Source organism: Ruminococcus flavefaciens, from assembly GCF_900108555.1.
GTDB lineage: Bacteria > Bacillota > Clostridia > Oscillospirales > Ruminococcaceae > Ruminococcus > Ruminococcus flavefaciens_P.
In genome coordinates, this window is record NZ_FNWV01000001.1 from 162,475 (window position 1) to 180,816 (window position 18,342).

Annotated in this window: 16 protein-coding genes; 3 read left to right on the top strand and 13 right to left on the bottom strand. The window is 42.5% G+C overall.

Annotated features, from left to right (window positions below):
* From BLW60_RS00645 to BLW60_RS00690, 10 genes are all read right to left on the bottom strand, one after another.
* Complete coding sequence (locus tag BLW60_RS00645; RefSeq protein WP_074713987.1) at positions 1 to 594, bottom strand: V-type ATP synthase subunit E; 594 nt, start codon at positions 592 to 594, stop codon at positions 1 to 3.
* A gap of 13 nt (positions 595 to 607) precedes the next feature.
* Positions 608 to 1,081, bottom strand: coding sequence for a V-type ATP synthase subunit K (locus BLW60_RS00650; RefSeq protein WP_028516623.1), 474 nt, complete (start codon positions 1,079 to 1,081; stop codon positions 608 to 610).
* The gene (locus BLW60_RS00655) at positions 1,074 to 3,047 is read right to left on the bottom strand and encodes a V-type ATP synthase subunit I (RefSeq protein ID WP_074713988.1); all 1,974 of its coding nucleotides are present in this window, start codon (positions 3,045 to 3,047) and stop codon (positions 1,074 to 1,076) included. The genes BLW60_RS00650 and BLW60_RS00655 overlap by 8 nt, the downstream gene beginning before the upstream one ends.
* A gap of 34 nt (positions 3,048 to 3,081) precedes the next feature.
* Positions 3,082 to 3,390 (bottom strand): hypothetical protein, encoded by a 309-nt coding sequence (locus BLW60_RS00660; protein WP_081348063.1) that lies wholly within the window; start codon positions 3,388 to 3,390, stop codon positions 3,082 to 3,084.
* Between the two features lie 221 nt (positions 3,391 to 3,611).
* On the bottom strand, positions 3,612 to 4,070 hold the full coding sequence (locus BLW60_RS00665; RefSeq protein WP_074713990.1) for an NUDIX domain-containing protein: 459 nt from the start codon (positions 4,068 to 4,070) through the stop codon (positions 3,612 to 3,614).
* Entirely contained in the window at positions 4,063 to 5,841 is a 1,779-nt protein-coding gene (aspS, locus tag BLW60_RS00670; protein ID WP_074713991.1) for an aspartate--tRNA ligase, read from the bottom strand. Before aspS ends, BLW60_RS00665 begins: the two co-directional genes overlap by 8 nt.
* Position 5,842: 1 nt before the next feature.
* Complete coding sequence (gene hisS, locus BLW60_RS00675; protein WP_074713992.1) at positions 5,843 to 7,177, bottom strand: histidine--tRNA ligase; 1,335 nt, start codon at positions 7,175 to 7,177, stop codon at positions 5,843 to 5,845.
* Positions 7,178 to 7,244: 67 nt separating this feature from the next.
* Positions 7,245 to 7,646 (bottom strand): methylglyoxal synthase, encoded by a 402-nt coding sequence (locus tag BLW60_RS00680; RefSeq protein ID WP_009984662.1) that lies wholly within the window; start codon positions 7,644 to 7,646, stop codon positions 7,245 to 7,247.
* A gap of 40 nt (positions 7,647 to 7,686) precedes the next feature.
* Positions 7,687 to 8,424 carry a nucleotide-binding protein gene (locus tag BLW60_RS00685; RefSeq protein WP_074713993.1) on the bottom strand — a complete coding sequence of 246 codons (738 nt, stop codon included), beginning with the start codon at positions 8,422 to 8,424 and terminating at the stop codon, positions 7,687 to 7,689.
* Between the two features lie 193 nt (positions 8,425 to 8,617).
* Positions 8,618 to 9,124, bottom strand: coding sequence for a shikimate kinase (locus BLW60_RS00690; RefSeq protein ID WP_431768005.1), 507 nt, complete (start codon positions 9,122 to 9,124; stop codon positions 8,618 to 8,620).
* 166 nt (positions 9,125 to 9,290) lie between these two features.
* Between BLW60_RS00690 and BLW60_RS00695 the strand changes: the two genes are divergently transcribed.
* Positions 9,291 to 10,235, top strand: a complete 945-nt coding sequence (locus BLW60_RS00695) for a tRNA modification radical SAM protein MnmL/YtqA (protein ID WP_074713995.1) — start codon at positions 9,291 to 9,293, stop codon at positions 10,233 to 10,235.
* 27 nt (positions 10,236 to 10,262) lie between these two features.
* On the opposite strand, the gene lysA is transcribed toward BLW60_RS00695, so the two are convergent.
* From lysA to lon, 3 genes are read right to left on the bottom strand one after another with little or no spacing between them, the layout of a single operon-like run.
* Positions 10,263 to 11,561 carry a diaminopimelate decarboxylase gene (gene lysA / locus BLW60_RS00700; RefSeq protein WP_074713996.1) on the bottom strand — a complete coding sequence of 433 codons (1,299 nt, stop codon included), beginning with the start codon at positions 11,559 to 11,561 and terminating at the stop codon, positions 10,263 to 10,265.
* Positions 11,562 to 11,585: 24 nt separating this feature from the next.
* Complete coding sequence (gene yihA, locus BLW60_RS00705; RefSeq protein ID WP_074714439.1) at positions 11,586 to 12,188, bottom strand: ribosome biogenesis GTP-binding protein YihA/YsxC; 603 nt, start codon at positions 12,186 to 12,188, stop codon at positions 11,586 to 11,588.
* Positions 12,189 to 12,216: 28 nt separating this feature from the next.
* Positions 12,217 to 14,559: an endopeptidase La gene (gene lon, locus BLW60_RS00710; RefSeq protein ID WP_074713997.1), complete on the bottom strand. Its 2,343-nt coding sequence runs from the start codon at positions 14,557 to 14,559 to the stop codon at positions 12,217 to 12,219.
* 456 nt (positions 14,560 to 15,015) lie between these two features.
* On the opposite strand from lon, the gene BLW60_RS00715 reads away from it, so the two are divergent.
* Both BLW60_RS00715 and BLW60_RS00720 read left to right on the top strand, forming a co-directional pair.
* Positions 15,016 to 15,318: a YerC/YecD family TrpR-related protein gene (locus tag BLW60_RS00715; protein ID WP_019678660.1), complete on the top strand. Its 303-nt coding sequence runs from the start codon at positions 15,016 to 15,018 to the stop codon at positions 15,316 to 15,318.
* A gap of 78 nt (positions 15,319 to 15,396) precedes the next feature.
* Positions 15,397 to 18,294: a glycoside hydrolase family 9 protein gene (locus BLW60_RS00720; protein WP_074713998.1), complete on the top strand. Its 2,898-nt coding sequence runs from the start codon at positions 15,397 to 15,399 to the stop codon at positions 18,292 to 18,294.
* The last annotated feature ends 48 nt before the right edge of the window (positions 18,295 to 18,342 follow it).

The following is an 18,342-nucleotide window of genomic DNA, read 5'->3' on the forward strand; positions in this document are numbered from 1 at the left end:
CTACCTGAACAGCACTCGTGCAGCTGTATCTCTGATCTCATCTTTTTCCGATTCAACGATGGCTCTGAAGCTGCAATTTTCAGATATAAGCCCATAGCTGAGTATAAATCCGTCATCTATGTCGGCAGGTTCTTTTGAAAGCTGTATGCTTCCGCCCTTTTCAGCAGCAAAAGAATTGAGCTCACTTTCAAAGTCCTTTGGTACTCTTGCAAGATCAGCCTTTCCAAGACCTATAACGCCCTTATCGGACTGTATATGGCCCTTGGCAAGTTTAAGGATAAGATCAAAATATTCCTTATCAGGAAGTTTTTTCAGCTTATCTATAGTCTTTTCAATAGTTTCATCAATAAGTTCAACTTTACAAGCCAGTATTTTTCTCTTCATTGCGGCATCTGCTGAGGCGCATGAATTTTCAAAATCCTTTTCAGCCTGAGCTTTGGATCTAGCGAGGTGCTCCTCATAAGCCTTCTGAGCTTTTTCGTTGCCCTCGTTCTGTATTCTGCGAGCCTTGTCTGCCGCAGCCTTCATAATACTGTCTTCTGCCTGTTTCTGCTGAGCTTCGATGAGGTTCAGGATATCGTCAAGTCCTGACATATCTCCACCTCCATTATACAGCTATGTTAAGTATCATAAGAACTGAAATAAGAAGAGCAAGGATAGCATATGTTTCTACCATTGCAGCCATAATGATAGCCTTGCCGTTGTGATCGGGCTTCTTAGCTGTGATGCTTACACCTGCGGCAGCAGTTCTGCCCTGCATGATACCTGAGATAAGACCTACAACAGCGATAGGGAGAGAAGCTGCAAGGAATGCAAGTCCCTGCTGAACAGTAAGATCAGCAGCATTACCGCTTAAAACATTGGTCTTGATAAGAATGAACATTGCTGCGATAAGTCCGTAAAGTCCCTGTGTACCAGGAAGGAGCTCGAGAAGAAGCACCTTGCTGAATTTGGAAGGATCAACTGATACGACACCTGATGCAGCCTCACCTACAAGGCTTACACCCTTAGCAGAGCCGATGCCTGCGAGAAGTGCTGCAAGAGCAGCTCCGATTAAAGCTAAAACTAAACCATTAGTCATTTGTATTTTCCTCCTTGAATTTTATATACTTTGTATTTACAGTGAGCGGTGTGAATTCTCTGCCGCCGCCTGTGTAGAATTTACTGAAAAGCTCAACGAACTGTAATCTGTCAGTATGAACATATGCGCCGAGCAGATTTATAGCCAGATTTGCGGTATGTCCCACAACAAATACTATAATAAGAAGTATGAGCTTGAATACCTTGTTTTCAGGCATAGTACCGATAAGGTTTATAACGCTTGCGATACTTCCTGTTGCAAGTCCGAGAGCAAGAAGTCTCGAATATGAAAGAATATCTCCGAGATATCCCGTAGCTGTATTGTAAAGCGCGTACAGACCGCCGAAGAACTTGCCGAATACGGATTTTGAAGTTCTTCCTGCTGTAAGAACAAGTATCACAACACCTGCTATGAGCATATAGAGTCCTGCATTGGTAAGTGCAGACGGAACTGAAATAAACATTCCTGCGCCTATAGGAGCAACTCCAATAACTATGAGATATATTGGCAATGCGTCAAATATGGCGTCAAGCTTTTTGCCTGTATCCCATGTCATCTTGAACGATACCGCAACACCAAGCAAAAGATGAAGTATTCCAAGTCCGAATGATACCAGCAGCAGCTTTACAGGATCCGTAAGAGGTTCAAACCATAAAGCAAGACTGCCTATCTCTTTATCAAAGAAGTTCCTTGCAACGACCTGCGCTATATCTCCGAACCAGCTTCCGAAAAGTGCGCCCCAGAAAATAGTCGATATACCACAGTTTCGGAACATAGTAAGAGTTTTTCTCATACTTGTTTCAAGCTTGAATTTTTTCAATGCTATTGTAGTTCCAATGAGCATCAAAAGTCCGTAGCCTGCATCTGAAAGCATCATTCCGAAGAAGAGATAATAGAAGAACGACATTACAGGTGTCGGGTCTACATCGCCTTTTCCCGGAAGTGCATACATTTTTGTGATACCTTCAACTGGTGATGAGAAACTGCTGTTTTCAAGCAAAACAGGTACATCGTCATCGTCTGTGGGATCAGTGAAAGTTATGGACGCTGTGTATTTCGCTTCTATTTCTTTACGAAGCTGCTCACAGTACTTTTCGGGGATATATCCTGTAAGTACAAATGTACTTTCCGTAAATCCAAGTCCGCTGAGAGCATCGTATTTTTCTTTTCGCATCTGGAGATAGTCAATGACAAAACGCAATTCCTTACGATTTTCAGCAAGCTTTTCAATGTTTTCCTTAGCCTCGTCCGTACCCTTTTCAAGGTCTGATATCTCCTGCTCATACATGGATATCAGTTCCAATGGAGTATGACTTTCAGGCTCTGAAGCTGAAACGAAAGCAAGCCTTCTCAGAACATCTCCTGCTTCATCATACGAGCTTTTGCTGCACAGGATAAAAAGATTTGTCTGCTCCTTAGAGCCGCTTACAACTTCAACGCTGCAATTATCGGGAAGCTGATCTTCCAGTGACTCTGCCGTTATCTGATACGGAAGAGTACCGATATACGCCGAAGTTGTTGCAGTTCCCTTGAAATTCAGCGGAACATCAAGCGGAAGCCATCTTTGCAGCATATCACACTTTATTTCAAGCTGTGATATAGAGTTTGCAGAATCGGTAATTAAACGCTGATTTTTGATTATCTCATTTGCCGCACTCATTACCTTTTCCATTTGCATGGCTTCACGGCCGAACTCGTGCTTTTCGACCTCGGTCTTACCGCTGAACATATCTGTTATACTTGCCTTTTCGGGAGCGTAATTATCAATGATATCAAGTGCCTGAACAGCAGTATTGCGGAATTTATCAAACTCTCCCACAACTGCCGTCACATTCGTATTTTCAAGCTCTTCATCATCATTTCTTGATATTTCAACAACTCCTCGCCGCTGAAGAAGCTCTATTATCTTTTTACTGTCCGTAAGCATAGCAATAAGCTCGATCTTTTTCATTTTGAGCTTCGCCATATTTTACATCACTCTCCTTTTCACAAAGCTAAATTCAGAAAAATCTACTTATTATTTCATTAACAGCTGACTCCATATTTTTCTCAGCAAGCTGCTTTATACTGCCGATCTTTTTCGTACATTCGCTCTCCGCATTTTTCTCGTATTCTTTCAGCTTTTCATTATATCCTTCTCTGATCTTTACAGCCTCTGAAGTAGCTTCTGCGATCTTTTTCTGAATAGCAAGTGAAGAACTGCCCGAGGCAGAACTGATTATATCATCGCGCTGCCTGCGTGCTTCGGCATTTTTCTTGTCGGATATCGCCTCAGCTTCAAGTATCTTTTTTACAGCTTCTGATGCCATTAAAACGCCTCCTTTTAAAAATGACCGTCGGTCATTCATCTTCCTTAGTATATCACAAATGATATAGGCAGTCAATAGACAAAATGTTAATAAGTTCTGAAAATAAACAGAAAGGGAGCCTTCCCTACAGACAGCTCCCTTGCAAATATCCATTGACAATTAATATTATACCTCAAACATATAAAAATGTCAATAAAAATTTTTCAATTTTAAATTAATTTTTATACACCAAATATCTCATACTCCCCTGCTTTTAAGGAAATCGACTTATAATCTCCTTTTTCAAGGGTATTTTCACGATCTTTGATATATGCGTTAAGGATCGCACGGCTCATATTAGTGATATCGCTCCTCATTACAGCTTCCTCAGGTGTAAGGAGCAATACTTCACTGTTTTCATAGCCGTCCGAAACAGGTTCTCCCGATATATATTTAAGGCGAAATACTATTATCCACTGCTCTGAACGGAACTGGACCGCAAAAACCGACTGAGCTTCTGCGTTAACGCCTGTTTCCTCAAAGAATTCACGCTTTACCGCATCAGAGGGAAGTTCCCCCTCCTTGACGTAGCCTCCCGGGATAAGTATACGTTCCTTTGCAGGACCATATGTATGTCTTACGAAAAGAATCTTGCCGTCAATATCGAGAATACCGCATACTGCGTAAAAACGATTACTCATCTTCTTTTTTCACTACGCTTATTCCGAGGACTTCAAGGCTCTCGTCATCAACAGCAGACGGACATTCGGACATGAGCTCGCTCGCATTCTGTACCTTAGGGAACGCTGTTACATCACGGAGACTGTCAGCCTTGCACATTATCATTGCAAGTCTGTCAAGACCGATACCCATTCCGCCGTGAGGTGGTGCGCCATAGCGATAAGCATCAACAAGGAAACCGAATTTAGCCTGTATCTCTTCATCTGTCATGCCAAGTGCCTCAAACATTTTCTGCTGGAGCTCAAAATCAGTTATACGCATTGAACCGCTTGAAAGCTCAGTACCGTTAAGTACCAGATCCCATGCCTTTGCACGAACATTAGCAGGATCAGTGTCAAGATAACCGAGGCATTCTTCCATAGGCATTGTAAATGGGTGGTGTGCTGCTACCCATGTATTATTTTCATCATCATACTCGAAGAAAGGCATTTCTGTTATCCAGAGGAAGTTGTAAACATCATCAGGAATAACATCGAGTTTCTTGCCGCAGATAAGTCTGATAGCTCCCAGTGTTGAAAGAACTGTCTTTGTCTTATCAGCACAAATAAGAACAAGGTCTCCCTCGTGTGCATCAACTGCTGCGCATATCTTTTCAAGCTCACCGTCTTTAAGGAACTTTTTGAATGAACAGTTAGGCTCATCTGCCCAGCGAATGTAGGCAAGTCCCTTTGCGCCAATGCCCTTAGCATGGTCAACAAGCTTGTCGATCTCCTTACGAGTATATGTTGCTGCACCGTTCTTTACGTTGATAGCACGTACAGTGCCGCCGTCCTCGATAGCTCCCTTGAATACAACGAAATCTATGTCCTTTACAGTATCAGTGATATCCTGTATCTCAAATCCGAAACGTGTATCAGGCTTGTCCGAACCGTAACGGTTCATAGCATCAGCAAATGTAAGTCTTGGAAGCGGAGTTGGAACATCAACGCCCATAACTTCCTTGAATACACGCTGGATAAATCCTTCAACGCACTCCTGTATATCCTCCGCGTCAACAAAGGACATCTCAAGGTCTATCTGTGTGAACTCAGGCTGACGGTCTGCACGAAGGTCCTCGTCACGGAAGCAGCGAGCAAGCTGTATGTATCTGTCATAGCCTGATACCATAAGAAGCTGCTTGTATATCTGCGGAGACTGTGGAAGTGCATAGAATTTGCCCTGATGTACTCTTGACGGGATAAGATAATCTCTTGCGCCCTCTGGTGTGGACTTCATCATCATAGGTGTCTCTATTTCAAGGAAACCCTTCTCATAGAAGTACTCACGTGTAACTTTAGCTATCTCATGACGCTTGATGATATTCTCCTGGAGAGGTGCGCGTCTGAGGTCGAGGTAACGGTATTTAAGACGAAGCTCGTCATTTACCTTTGTCTCGTTTACGATCTCAAAAGGAGGTGTCTGAGCCTTTGCAAGTACTCTGAGGTCATTTACAAATATCTCAACATTACCTGTTTTTAGCTTATCGTTTTTGCTTTCACGCTCACGAACTTCGCCCTTAGCCATAAGAACGTATTCGCTCTTGCATGAAGCTGCCTTATCAAATATCTCACGGTCAGTCTCGTCATTGAAAAGGAGCTGAACAACGCCTGTTCTGTCTCTTAATACAATGAAGATAACGCCGCCTTTATCTCTTATTCTGTCAACAAAGCCGCCTACAACGACTTCCTTGCCAACTTCGGTCACTTCGCCACAGTAATGTGTACGCTTTAAACCTTTCATACTGTCTGCCATTTTATTTATCCTCCCCTGTGAATGCGAACATTGAGCCGTTCTCATCGTCCATTATGTCGAGAACTTTATTGAAGTATTCATTCTCAAAATTTGCAGTAAATTTATCGTTAAGAAGTATCTCGGTCTCGTTGCCTGATTCCATTTCCTTGAGTCTTGCTTTACCTTCTACAAGCTCATTGTCACCGAGAACAACAGTATAAGCTGCACCTATCTTGTTTGCATACTTCATCTGAGCCTTGATACCTCTGCCCATAAGGTCATACTCTGCACAGTAACCGAACTCACGCAGTCCCTTTGTGAGCTCCATTGCCTTTTCAAGTGCAGCATCGCCCATAGTGGCAAAGTAAATATCGCACTTCTTAGGTGTGAGGTAATCGCAGCCCTGCTTGTCCATAACGAGAAGAAGTCTCTCAATTCCCATTGCAAAGCCAAGTGCAGGGATATGCTGACCTCCGAGCTGTTCGATAAGTCCATCATATCTTCCGCCGCCGCAGACAGTACCCTGTGCGCCGATCTCGGTAGTAACGAATTCAAAAACAGTCTTTGTATAATAATCAAGACCTCTTACGATCTTTGGATTTACCTTATACTCGATACCAAGATTTGTAAGATATGTCTGAAGCTTCTTGAAGTGATCGTCACATTCCTCACAGAGATAATCTGTGATAAGCGGAGCATCTTTAGCGATCTCCTGACATATAGGGCTCTTACAGTCAAGAAGTCTCATAGGATTTTTTACAAGTCTTTCCTTGCAGGTATCGCAAAGCTCTTCCTTATGAGGCTCAAAATAAGCTTTGAGTGCTTCATGGTATTTAGCACGGCAGGTCGGACAGCCGATAGAATTGATATACAGCTCGATATTTTTAAGACCGAGTCTTGTGAGAAGTGTCTTGGCAAGCGAGATAACTTCTGCATCTGCTGTAGGAGCTGCACTTCCTGCCATTTCCAGTCCGAACTGGTGGAACTCACGGAGTCTGCCTGCCTGCGGACGCTCATGTCTGAAACACGAAAGCATATAAAATACCTTCTGCGGCAGTGCCTCATTGAGAAGTCCGTTCTGGAGCATTGCGCGGATAGTACCTGCTGTACCCTCAGGACGAAGAGTAAACTCTGTTTCCTTAGCCTTTACGGTATACATTTCCTTCTGAACAACATCAGTGGTCTCGCCTACAGAACGAAGGAAAAGGTCTGTATTCTCAAAAGTCGGTATACGTATTTCAGAGAAGCCGAAGCTTTCAGCAGTTTCTCTTGCTATCTTTTCGACTGTGTTCCATTTGTGAACGTCCTTTGGCAGAACATCTTCTGTACCGTTTGGACGTTTTATATTCATAGCCATATATTTCAAGCCTTTCCTGTTTGTTTTTTACATGAAAATTGTCCCTTTAGAAGGGACAATTGAACATTTAGATGCTCGGATTACCGACCTCACGCCAATCCAGATCGCCTCTTTCGAGTGCAAGGATCAATGCTTCTGCGGTAGCGATATTTGTTGCAACAGGTACGTTATGAACGTCACAGAGTCTGAGAAGATTCATTCCGTGAACATCTGCTGCCTTTGGGTTTATAGGGTCTCTGAAGAAGAGAAGAACATCGACTTCATTACATGAAAGAAGTGCCAGTATCTGCTCAGCTCCGCCCTGTCCGCTAAGATATCTTTTGATAGGAAGCCCTGTAGCTTCGCTAACCTGTTTTCCTGTTGTATTTGTAGCTATAAGAGTATGCTTTGACAGAATGCCGCAGTATGCGCTGCAGAATTGCACCATGAGCTCTTTTTTAGCGTCGTGTGCTATAATTGCGATCTTCATATATCTTTCCTTTCCCCGCTTAGCGGATTAATTATCATTTTTATACAGTCTTTACTGTAAGCGGCACGAATTCTCCGCCGAGACGCTTTGATATAGCATCGAATGCTTTGAGTGCCTCACTGTCAGTAGGGATAGGATTGCCCTTACCTGTAGCAACTGTCATCTTGAAGTCATCGGGGATAACTCCGATAAGCTGAACACCGACCTTGTCTATAATTTCATCAAGGTTTGTGATGAGCTCACTGCCGATGATACGTTTACTGATCTTATTGATAATGAGTCTCTGACTCTTATTTCCTCTGTTATAGAATTCATCTGACATAAGGCTTGCGTCTCTGATGCAGACAGGATCGGGAGTCGAGATAACAAGTATAAGATTTGCCTGTTCAACAATATCAAATACATGAGAATTGATTCCGGCACCTGTGTCGATAATGATGTACTCAAAATACTTCTTTACGGAACGGCATATCTCTACTATCTGCTCTGCACTTACAGAAGTAAGTGTTTTGGGAGCACACAGAATATTAAGATTTGATGCCATAGGGATCTGAGCAACAGCTTCGAGAGCAGTCTTTTTTCCACTGAGGACATCACCGAGATCATACTTGATATTATCTTCCACACCGAAAATAATGTCAAGACATCTGAGGCCAAAATCAAGCTCGATTATAAGAGTTCTGTGTCCCTGTTTAGCGAGAGTATAACCAAGTCCTGCACAGACTGTTGATTTACCTGTTCCGCCTTTTCCTGAGGTAATAGCAATAATTTTAGACATTTCGATTCCTTTCCGATATCCGCAAGCCAAAGCAGTTTTGCTGCATAAACGGCACCGAATTCTGATAATTATTAATAATAATAATCCTACTATACATTGTAACACATAATTACCTAAATGTCAAAGAACTTTTTGAATAGAAAAGGAAAATTGTGCAATTCAGTGTTTTTGTAGGTTTATAATTGTCTATTTCTTACAAATGATCGTATATTTCAGCCATTATTTTACTTACGGTTTTCTCTACGTTGCAACCGTTTTCATCAATGATGATATCTGCATACTTTTCATACAGAGGCACACGTTCTTTATATAGTCCGCTCAGTGACTGTCCGTCACGGATAACTACGCCCCTGTTTTTTATGTTGCCAAGGCGATATCTGAGCTTTTTGTAATCAAGTTTCAGATAAACAACAACACCATTATCAGCAAGATTTTTCATTGCTTCTTTGCCGTAAACAACACTTCCGCCCGTAGCAATGACTGAATTTTCCGCATCAAACCTGCTGAGGATACTGTTTTCGGTCTCAACAAAACCGTCAACACCTCTTTCAGCAATGATATCCTTCAGAAGCTTCTTTTCCTGCTCCTGTATTATCAGATCAGTGTCTATAAATTTGCAGCCTAAGAGTTTTGCAAGAATAACTCCGACTGTGCTTTTGCCTACTCCCGGCATACCTATTAAAACAATATTCTTTTTCACCATAAAAGCATCAGGTCCTCAAAAAATATTACTCTTATATTTTAGCGCACTTTGTGCAAAATGTCAATAGACAATCAGCCCAGATATTGCGATATTTATTTTTTATATACTAAATATTGACAAATCTAAAGTGATATGGTAACATATTTACACAAGGAGGCAAAAAATGAACAAAAGTCCTTTTATATTTTCTAATGATAACAAGCGTTATTATACGCTGAATTATTATAACAAAAACAAATACGGCAAAAAAATATACAAAGCCGTTATAGACTGCGGTCTGACCTGTCCGAATATAGACGGTACAAAAGGTGTAGGCGGCTGTATTTTCTGTGACGGAGGCAGCGGATATTTCACACACAGCGGTCTCACTGTAAAAAACCAGCTCGAAAAAGAATATGAACGCATATCTCGAAAATACGGTCCTGACGCTGAATTCGCCGCATATTTTCAGGCAAACACAAATACATATGCCCCTTGCAGCGTTCTGAAAGAGCTATTTTATTCAGCTTTGGAATTCCCTAACGTATGCGGTTTATCCATAGGAACTCGTGCTGACTGCCTGTCAGATGATATCATCGGACTATTAAACGATATAAATGAAAAAACTGCTCTTACCGTAGAGCTTGGGATGCAGAGCTGTCACGAAGAAACTCTGAAGCTTATAAACCGCTGCTGCACCCACAAGGAATTCCTTGAAGGTTATTACAAACTCAAAAGCAAAGGCATAAGGGTCTGTCTGCATATCATCAACGGACTACCGTTTGAAACTCCCGAAATGATGCTCGAAACGGCACATGAAGTCGCAGCAATGAAGCCAGACGCAGTAAAGCTTCAAATGCTTCATGTTATCAAAGACACACAGCTTGAAATAATGTATCATAATAATGAATTCAGGCTTTTAGAACGTGATGAATACATAGATATCATCGTAAAACAGCTTGAATTATTACCGCCTGAGACAGTTATTGAACGCATAACAGGTGACGGCGATAAATCAAAGCTTATTGCACCTATGTGGAGTGCGGACAAAATTGCAGTCCTCGGAGGAATAGACAAAAAGCTTGCCGAACTTGACACATGGCAAGGCAGGCTATATACAGAAAAATAAGGCAGGGATATTCCCTGCCTTTACGTTTTATATATCGTTTCTTATGATATCGTCAAGTGTCTCTCTCTTAACAGCAATTCTCGACTTGCCTTCGTTTACAAATACAACAGCAGGCTTCTGGAGTCTGTTATAGTTTGATGACATTGAATAATTATATGCACCTGTAGCACATACAGCGATAATATCTCCCGACTCTGCGTGCTGGAGCGGCATATTCTCGCCGATAAGGTCACCGCTCTCGCAGCATTTACCTGCAATTGTAACCTTTTCTGTACGATCATCATTTGCTTTATTTGCAACGATAGCTTCATATTCAGAACCATAAAGGATATATCTCGGGCTGTCAGCCATACCGCCGTCTACAGAGATATAAGTTCTTATGTTAGGTATCTCCTTGCGAGCGCCGACTGTATAAAGTGTTATACCTGCGGGAGCTGCTATAGAACGACCGGGTTCGATGAACATTTTCGGGAGCTCTATGTTCAGCCTTGCACATTCAGCCTTGACAACGGAAGATACTCTTTCGAGATATACTTCAAACGGAGCAGGATCATGTTCTTCAAGATACTTTATTCCGAAGCCGCCGCCCAGGTTGAGTCCCTTGATCTCAAAACCGAGTTCATTCTTAATCTTTGCGATAAATCCGAGCATTACCTTTGCAGCTTCCTCAAATGGTGCGATATCAAATATCTGTGAACCTATATGGCAGTGAAGTCCGCTTAAATTTACATTTTTGCAGTTTACAGCCTCTTTGACAGCTTCAAATGCTTCTCCTGTTTCAAGAGCAAAGCCGAATTTGCTGTCGATCTGACCTGTTTTTACAAAGTCATGAGTATGAGCGTCTATGCCGGGTTTTATGCGGAACATAATATCAGGCTTCACGTTCATTTCTGCTGCAATAGCTTCAAGTCTGTGAAGTTCGCTTATATTATCGACTATGATATGTCCAACGCCGACCTTCAATGCAAAACTCAGTTCTTCATCGGTCTTATTGTTGCCGTGGAAGCCGACTTTATCCATAGGGAAGCCTGCTTTATAAGCTGTATAAAGCTCACCTATCGAAACTGCATCAAGACCGTCGCCTTCACTTGCAACTACTCTGCACATCTCCATGCAGGAAAAAGCCTTGCTTGCATAGTGAACTTCACCTTTTCCGTCATAATACTTTTTCATACTGTCATGGAAACGGCGAAGAGTTTTTCTTATAAGCTGTTCGTCCATAACATAAAGCGGAGTGCCGTATTCTTTTGCAAGCTCCACCGTGTCAACTCCGCCGATAGTAAGATTACCTGCGCTGTTGACACCGAGATTTTCGGATACAAACATTTTTAACATCCTTTCAGGTATAATTTATTCGTCAGAGACGTCATTGTCATCTGCGATATCCTCAACGATCTGCCTTAACTCCTCAACACCTTCAAATGTCTGAGAAGAAAAAGGTATAACATGAATATCCTCAAAGCACGGTATTTCGTCCTTGAAGGCTTCAAGCCGCTTTGCTCTCTCTGTCTTGTTGAGCTTATCTGCCTTTGTAAGTACAAGAACGAAGGGCATTTCCGTGTCTATAAGGTAATTTATCATCTGAACATCGTCTTTTGTGGGAGCATGGCGCATGTCCACCAGCATGAATACAAGTCTGATATCTCTGTCGGAGCTGAGATATCCTTCGATAAGCCCCGACCAACGTTCCTTTTCCGACTTCGCTACTTTTGCATAGCCGTATCCCGGAAGATCTACAAAATATATATTTTCAAGACCGTAAAAATTTATGGTCGCTGTTTTTCCCGGAACAGAGCTTACTCTCGCAAGATTTTTCCTGTTGAAAAGCTTATTTATGAGTGTTGATTTTCCCACATTTGAATGTCCTGCAAATGCTATCTCTATCCTCTCAGGTGCAGGGATCTGAGAGAACTTTCCATATGCGGCGGTAAACTCCGCTTTGTTGTAATTCAGCTTCACGGCGTTTCCTCCTTATCTGAATTTATTTTATAAGTGCTGTATCAAGAACATCTTTGAGATCTTCTGCGTATACAAATTCAATAGCGTCCTTTACAACCTTGTCTACTTCTTCAAGATCAGGCTTATTGGCTACAGGTATGATAACTGTCTTTATGCCTGATTTATATGCAGCCATAGTCTTTTCACGGAGTCCGCCTATAGGAAGAACTTTTCCGTGAAGTGTAACTTCACCTGTCATAGCAACATCTGATCTTACCTTAGTTCCAGATAGTGCGGAAACAAGTGCAGTTGTCATAGTAACGCCTGCGGAAGGACCGTCCTTTGGAACAGCTCCTTCGGGAGCATGGATATGGATATCGTTCTCCTTATAGAAATCAGGAGAAATACCGTATTTATCGGCAATGCTGCGGACATAGCTGACAGCTATCTTTGAGCTTTCTTTCATAACATCGCCAAGAGAGCCTGTTACCTCGATCTTGCCTGTTCCTTTCATTATAAGAACTTCGATAGGCATGAGAACTCCACCCACAGATGTCCATGCGAGACCGTTCACAACACCGACCTGATCTTTCTGTGATGAAAGATCACCAAGATATTTGCGTATGCCGAGATATCCATTTATATCCTTAGCCTTTATGGAAACTCGCTTAGCTTCTCCTGAGGCTATCTTCTTGGCAGTTTTTCTGCAAAGTGAAGCTATGCTTCTTTCAAGAGAACGTACACCTGCTTCTTTGGTGTAGTACTGTATAAGCTCATCAATAGCATCATCGCTTATCTTGAGCTGAGTTGCCTTTAATCCCTGTTCCTTGAGCTGCTTCGGGATAAGATGTTCCTTGGCAATATGGAATTTCTCCTCAGCAGTATAGCTTGGGAGCTCGATAACCTCCATTCTGTCAAGAAGCGGAGCAGGTATAGCTCCTACATTATTTGCTGTTGTAATAAATACTGCTTTGCTCAGATCAAAAGGTACTTCTATGAAGTGATCACGGAAAGCATTGTTCTGTTCTGCATCAAGTACTTCAAGCATTGCTGACGAAGGATCGCCCTTGATATCGCTGCAAAGCTTGTCTATCTCGTCAAACAGGATAAGCGGATTTGCAGAGCCTGCCTGAGATATAGCTGTTATGATACGTCCGGGCATAGCTCCAACGTAGGTCTTTCTATGACCTCTTATATCAGCTTCATCACGAACGCCGCCCAGTGAAACACGGGCATATTTTCTTCCCATAGCCTTTGCGATAGACTTTGCTATAGAAGTCTTACCTATACCGGGAGGGCCTGCAAGACAGATTATCTGTCCCTTTATCTCGGGATTGAGCATATGAACTGCAAGGAATTCGAGGATACGTTCCTTGACCTTTTTCAGTCCATAATGATCCTTTTCGAGAACTGCCTGCGCTTTGTCCATAGAAAGCTTAGCCTTGGTGTATTTTCCCCACGGCAGATCAAGTACAGTATCAAGGTAATTCTTGATAACAAAGGCTTCCTGAGATGACGGTGGGAGCTTTGTAAGCTTGTCAGCCTCTTTAAGGAGCTTCTCCTTGCTCTTCTCGTCTATCTTCAGATCCATTATGTCATTTATATAGCCGAAAGCTTCTTCGCCCTCGTCTTCACCGAGCTGCTCCTGGATAACTCTGAGCTGCTCACGCAGGTAAAACTCACGCTGTCCCTTGTCGATACTGTTTTTCGTCTGCTCGTTTATAAGGTTTTCAAGCTCTAATATCTCTACCTCCGATGTAAGGCAGGCAAAAAGAACAGAAAGCTTGTTTATAACATTAGTCTCCTCAAGAAGAGTCTGCTTGTCACGATAATTGAGATTACAGTTGAAAGTTACTGTCTCAAAAAGCTTTACAGGTGAATCCTGTGTAACTATCGAAGTGAGCAGTTCCTTTGGCATTCTCGGGAAGAATGAAGCATAGCGCTCAAAAACGTCCTTTACTGAACGCATAAGTGCTTCTGCTTCAACTTCATCAAGCTTAGCCCTTGAATATGTGGGAGTGCGCTTGACCTCGGCTTTAAGCACTTCTCCGTCGTCGATAAGTCTTACAAGATTTGCCTTATATACGCCCTCTACAAGGACTTTCATGATATTGTCCGGAAGTTTCAGCACCTGCTTTACTTCCGCAACAACTCCGACTTTGTAAAGATCAGATGCCTTTGGATTTTCAACATATGCCTCATGCTGTGTAACAAGGAAAAGCTTGCCGCCCTCTTTCAGCGAACGTTCAACAGCAGCCACTGATTTGCTGCGCGAAACGTCAAAATGCATTACCATTTTCGGGAAAGCAACAAGTCCTCTCATTGCAACAGTATAAAGGATATTCGCTTCTTCTATATTTTTATCACTCTTAATGGTCTGTTCCATAAAATCACCGCATTTCTGTAGGTATCATATTTATCCTCAAATAACGAAAAATTCATTACTTTATCATTATACTATATCTTAATAAAAAATTCAACCCCTTGTTTTATTTTGATATCACTAAGGAAAAATATATAATCCAAATCATACTCACTGTAATTAAATAAATTATTATTGCTATAATTTAAGCTATGCTTTAATACGGGAGTATTGATATTGCATATGAATATTTGCGGAATATTAGCGCTTTCAACCAAATTTTGCGAACTTCGAGAAATATTCTTTACTTTTTGTTGAGAATGTGCTATCATATACACGAAGGTGTAGTTTCTTATTTAATATATTAGCATTTTTATGCCGTATTTTTTACGCAAAAAAGCTTTACTTTTACGGAATAATGTGTTAAAATGTAAAGTAGGAAATCGTTTGATACGCCTTTTGGCAGATTGGAGAATTAATATGATCGATAAAATAAAATCAGAAAGCATGGATCTGCTCTTTGAAGCTATTCTTACACTTGACTCAGTAGATGACTGTTATAAATTTTTTGATGATCTCTGCACAAGCATCGAACTGAAAGCTTTTGCTCAGCGTCTTCACGTTGCTAAACTCCTTGACGAACACAGAGTCTATAACAGCATCGTGACAGAAACAGGTGCAAGTACTGCTACGATCAGCAGAGTGAACCGTTCTTTGAAAGACGGAAACGATGGATATAATATTGTTTTTGACAGACTTAAAAAGAAAAATCTGCTCAAGTAATATGTGGTTATAATGGTTTTTTCTCCGAGGCACGGGAAAAATCCCATGAAATAATTACTCTCGAAAGGAAGATTTGACATGAAAAAGGCGAAGATACTCAAAAAATCATTAGCCTGCTTGTCTGCTACCGCTACAATTCTCACAAGCGGTATCATCACAAGCGCAAATGCCGCAGTTATCACTGAGGGCAAGACAAACAACTATCACAACTACGCAGAGGCATTGCAGCTCGCGCTGTGTTTCTATGATGCCAACAAGTGCGGTGATGAGGTAGCTGATGACGGTTACTACTCATGGCGTTCAAACTGTCACGTTATCGACGCAGAGATCCCGCTCCAGCCAATGAGTCCTATGCCTACAGTCGGCAAGGGCAAGACTGATGATCAGCTCAAGACAGATCAGGGACTTGGCGCAGGCGATGACGGTAAAACAAAGCCAAATCTCGGTGACGATGACCCGGATCTTTATGTCGGCGTAAATATGAGCGAGTCATTCATTGAAAAGAACAAGAAGTACCTCGATCCCGACGGAAATGGCACTCTTGATCTTACAGGCGGCTGGCACGATGCCGGTGACCACGTAAAGTTCGGTCTCCCGGGAAGCTATTCAGCTTCTACTGTGGGCTGGGGTTATTATGAATTCCGTGACTCTTATGAAGAGCTCGGACTCCAGAAGCACGTTGAAGATGAACTTCGCTGGATCAATGACTACTTCATGAAAGCAACATTTATGGACGATGACGGAAACGTAATCGCTTACTGTTATCAGGTCGGAGAGGGTAATAACGACCATAACTACTGGTGTCCTCCTGAGCTTCAGCAGGATAACACAATGGTTGCTTCATCATCTTGTGCTGTTAAGCGTCCTGCTTATTTCGCTACAGAGGAAATGCCTGCATCAGATCAGTGCGCAGGTGCTGCCGCTTCACTGGCTATAAACTACCTCAACTTCAAGGATACCGATCCCGAGTACGCTGAGAAAAACCTCAAATACGCTAAGGCTCTTTACGATTTCGCTGTAAAGACACACATTGAGGAATGGGAGCCGGGTATGGTACCAAGCAACTCAAGCCTTGGTTATGACGGTGGTTTCTATACATCAAGCTATGACTATGATGAACTTGCATGGGCTGCTGTATGGCTCTACTATTGTACTGAAAACTACGATTATATCGACGATATTATCGCAGTTGATGATTCTAAGCCAATTTCTGACAGTGGTTCATATGACGCAGACGCTCAGACAGGTCAGCAGCCTTCTTACGCTTACACAGGCTATATGAAGCGTATCATTACTGATACAGGTAACTGCTGGCAGAACATCTGGGTTCACTGCTGGGATACAGTTTGGGGCGGAGTTTTCGCAAAGCTTGCTCCTATAACAAATACTGCACGTGACTGGTATATCTTCCGTTACAACCTCGAGTTCTGGTCAGGCTGTTCCAAGACAACTGATTGTTCTGAATGGGGCTATGAGCCTGTTCACGGTCATAAGTATTTCGGCAGAGACGATTATCTCTGGAATATGCCTATGACTTCTGATAAGATCGCTGATCTCCCTGACAGTGAGACAAGCGGCGACTTTATCGCTAAATCACCTAAGGGCTGGGCAGTTGTTTCAGGTTACGGTTCAGCTCGTTACAATACAGCTGCAGGTCTCTGTGCTTGCGTATATGCAAAGACAACAGGTGACGACACATTCCTCCCATGGGCAAGAGCTCAGATGGAATACATCCTCGGCAACAACCCGATGGGCTATTCTTACGAAGTAGGTTATGAATACAACTTCGCTTCACATCCTCATCACCGTTCATCACACTGCTCAGCTACACAGAGCATGGACGATCCGATAGTTCAGGTACATACTCTCTGGGGTGCTCTCGTTGGCGGTCCTGACCTCAAGGATAACCACGTTGATGAGACTAAGGACTATATCTACAACGAAGTTACCGACGACTATAACGCAGGCTTCTGCGGTGACCTTGCAGGTCTTTACCACTACTACGGTACTAAGGGCAAGGTAGATGAAAAAGAAAACCACATAATCGAAGACTTCAATATGTCTGAAAATGCTATCGGCTACGATCAGGTGGACGAGGACGGCAATCCGCTTCCTGTAGGATACTTCGTATCAGCAGGTAAGGCACAGGAAAAGGAAGACGGTATCCAGCTCAAGCTCGTTCTTCACAACAGAACAACAAATCCTCCAAGATTTGAGTGTGACGTTAAGGCAAGATATTACTTCAATATCAAGGAGCTCCTTGATGCAGGCTACGACATTGATTATATCGTTCCTCGTATCGACTACGATCAGGAGGCAGGATATACAAACAACAAGTCACACGCTGTACTTTCAGATCCTGTAAAGTACGACGATAAGGGCACATACTACGTTGATGTAACATGGAAGGATTGTAAGTTCTACGGCAGCCGTGTATATCAGTTCGCTCTTACAACAAAGATGGATCCCGAGACAAACATCTACCCAGAGTGGGATTCTTCAAACGACTACAGCTACGATGATCTCGTAAGCTTCGAGGACGATAACGCTGCTTCAGCTATTACAAATAAGGTTACACTTTATGCAGATGATAAACTTATCTGGGGTATAGAGCCTGACGGAACAACTGCTGAAGATGTAGCTCCGGTAGCTTCAACTACTACAACAAATAAAACAGGTGGTTCAACAACAACCACAACTACTACAAAGGCTAACCAATCTAAGACAGATGAGGCTGCACCTAATCCTTCAGCAGGCGATGCAAACTGCGACGGTCAGGTAGATATGTCTGATATCGTTCTTATCATGCAGTCACTTGCAAATCCTGATAAGTACGGCTTAAAGGGTTCAGACAAGAACCACATTACAGCGCAGGGCGAAAAGAATGCTGACGTTGATACATCAAGCAAGGGCGTTACTTCAAACGACGCACTCAGAATTCAGGAATTCCTGCTTGGCAATGTAAAATCTCTTTAATAGTAAAAAGCGGCTCAATTGAGCCGCTTTTTTGCGCATGAAAACGCC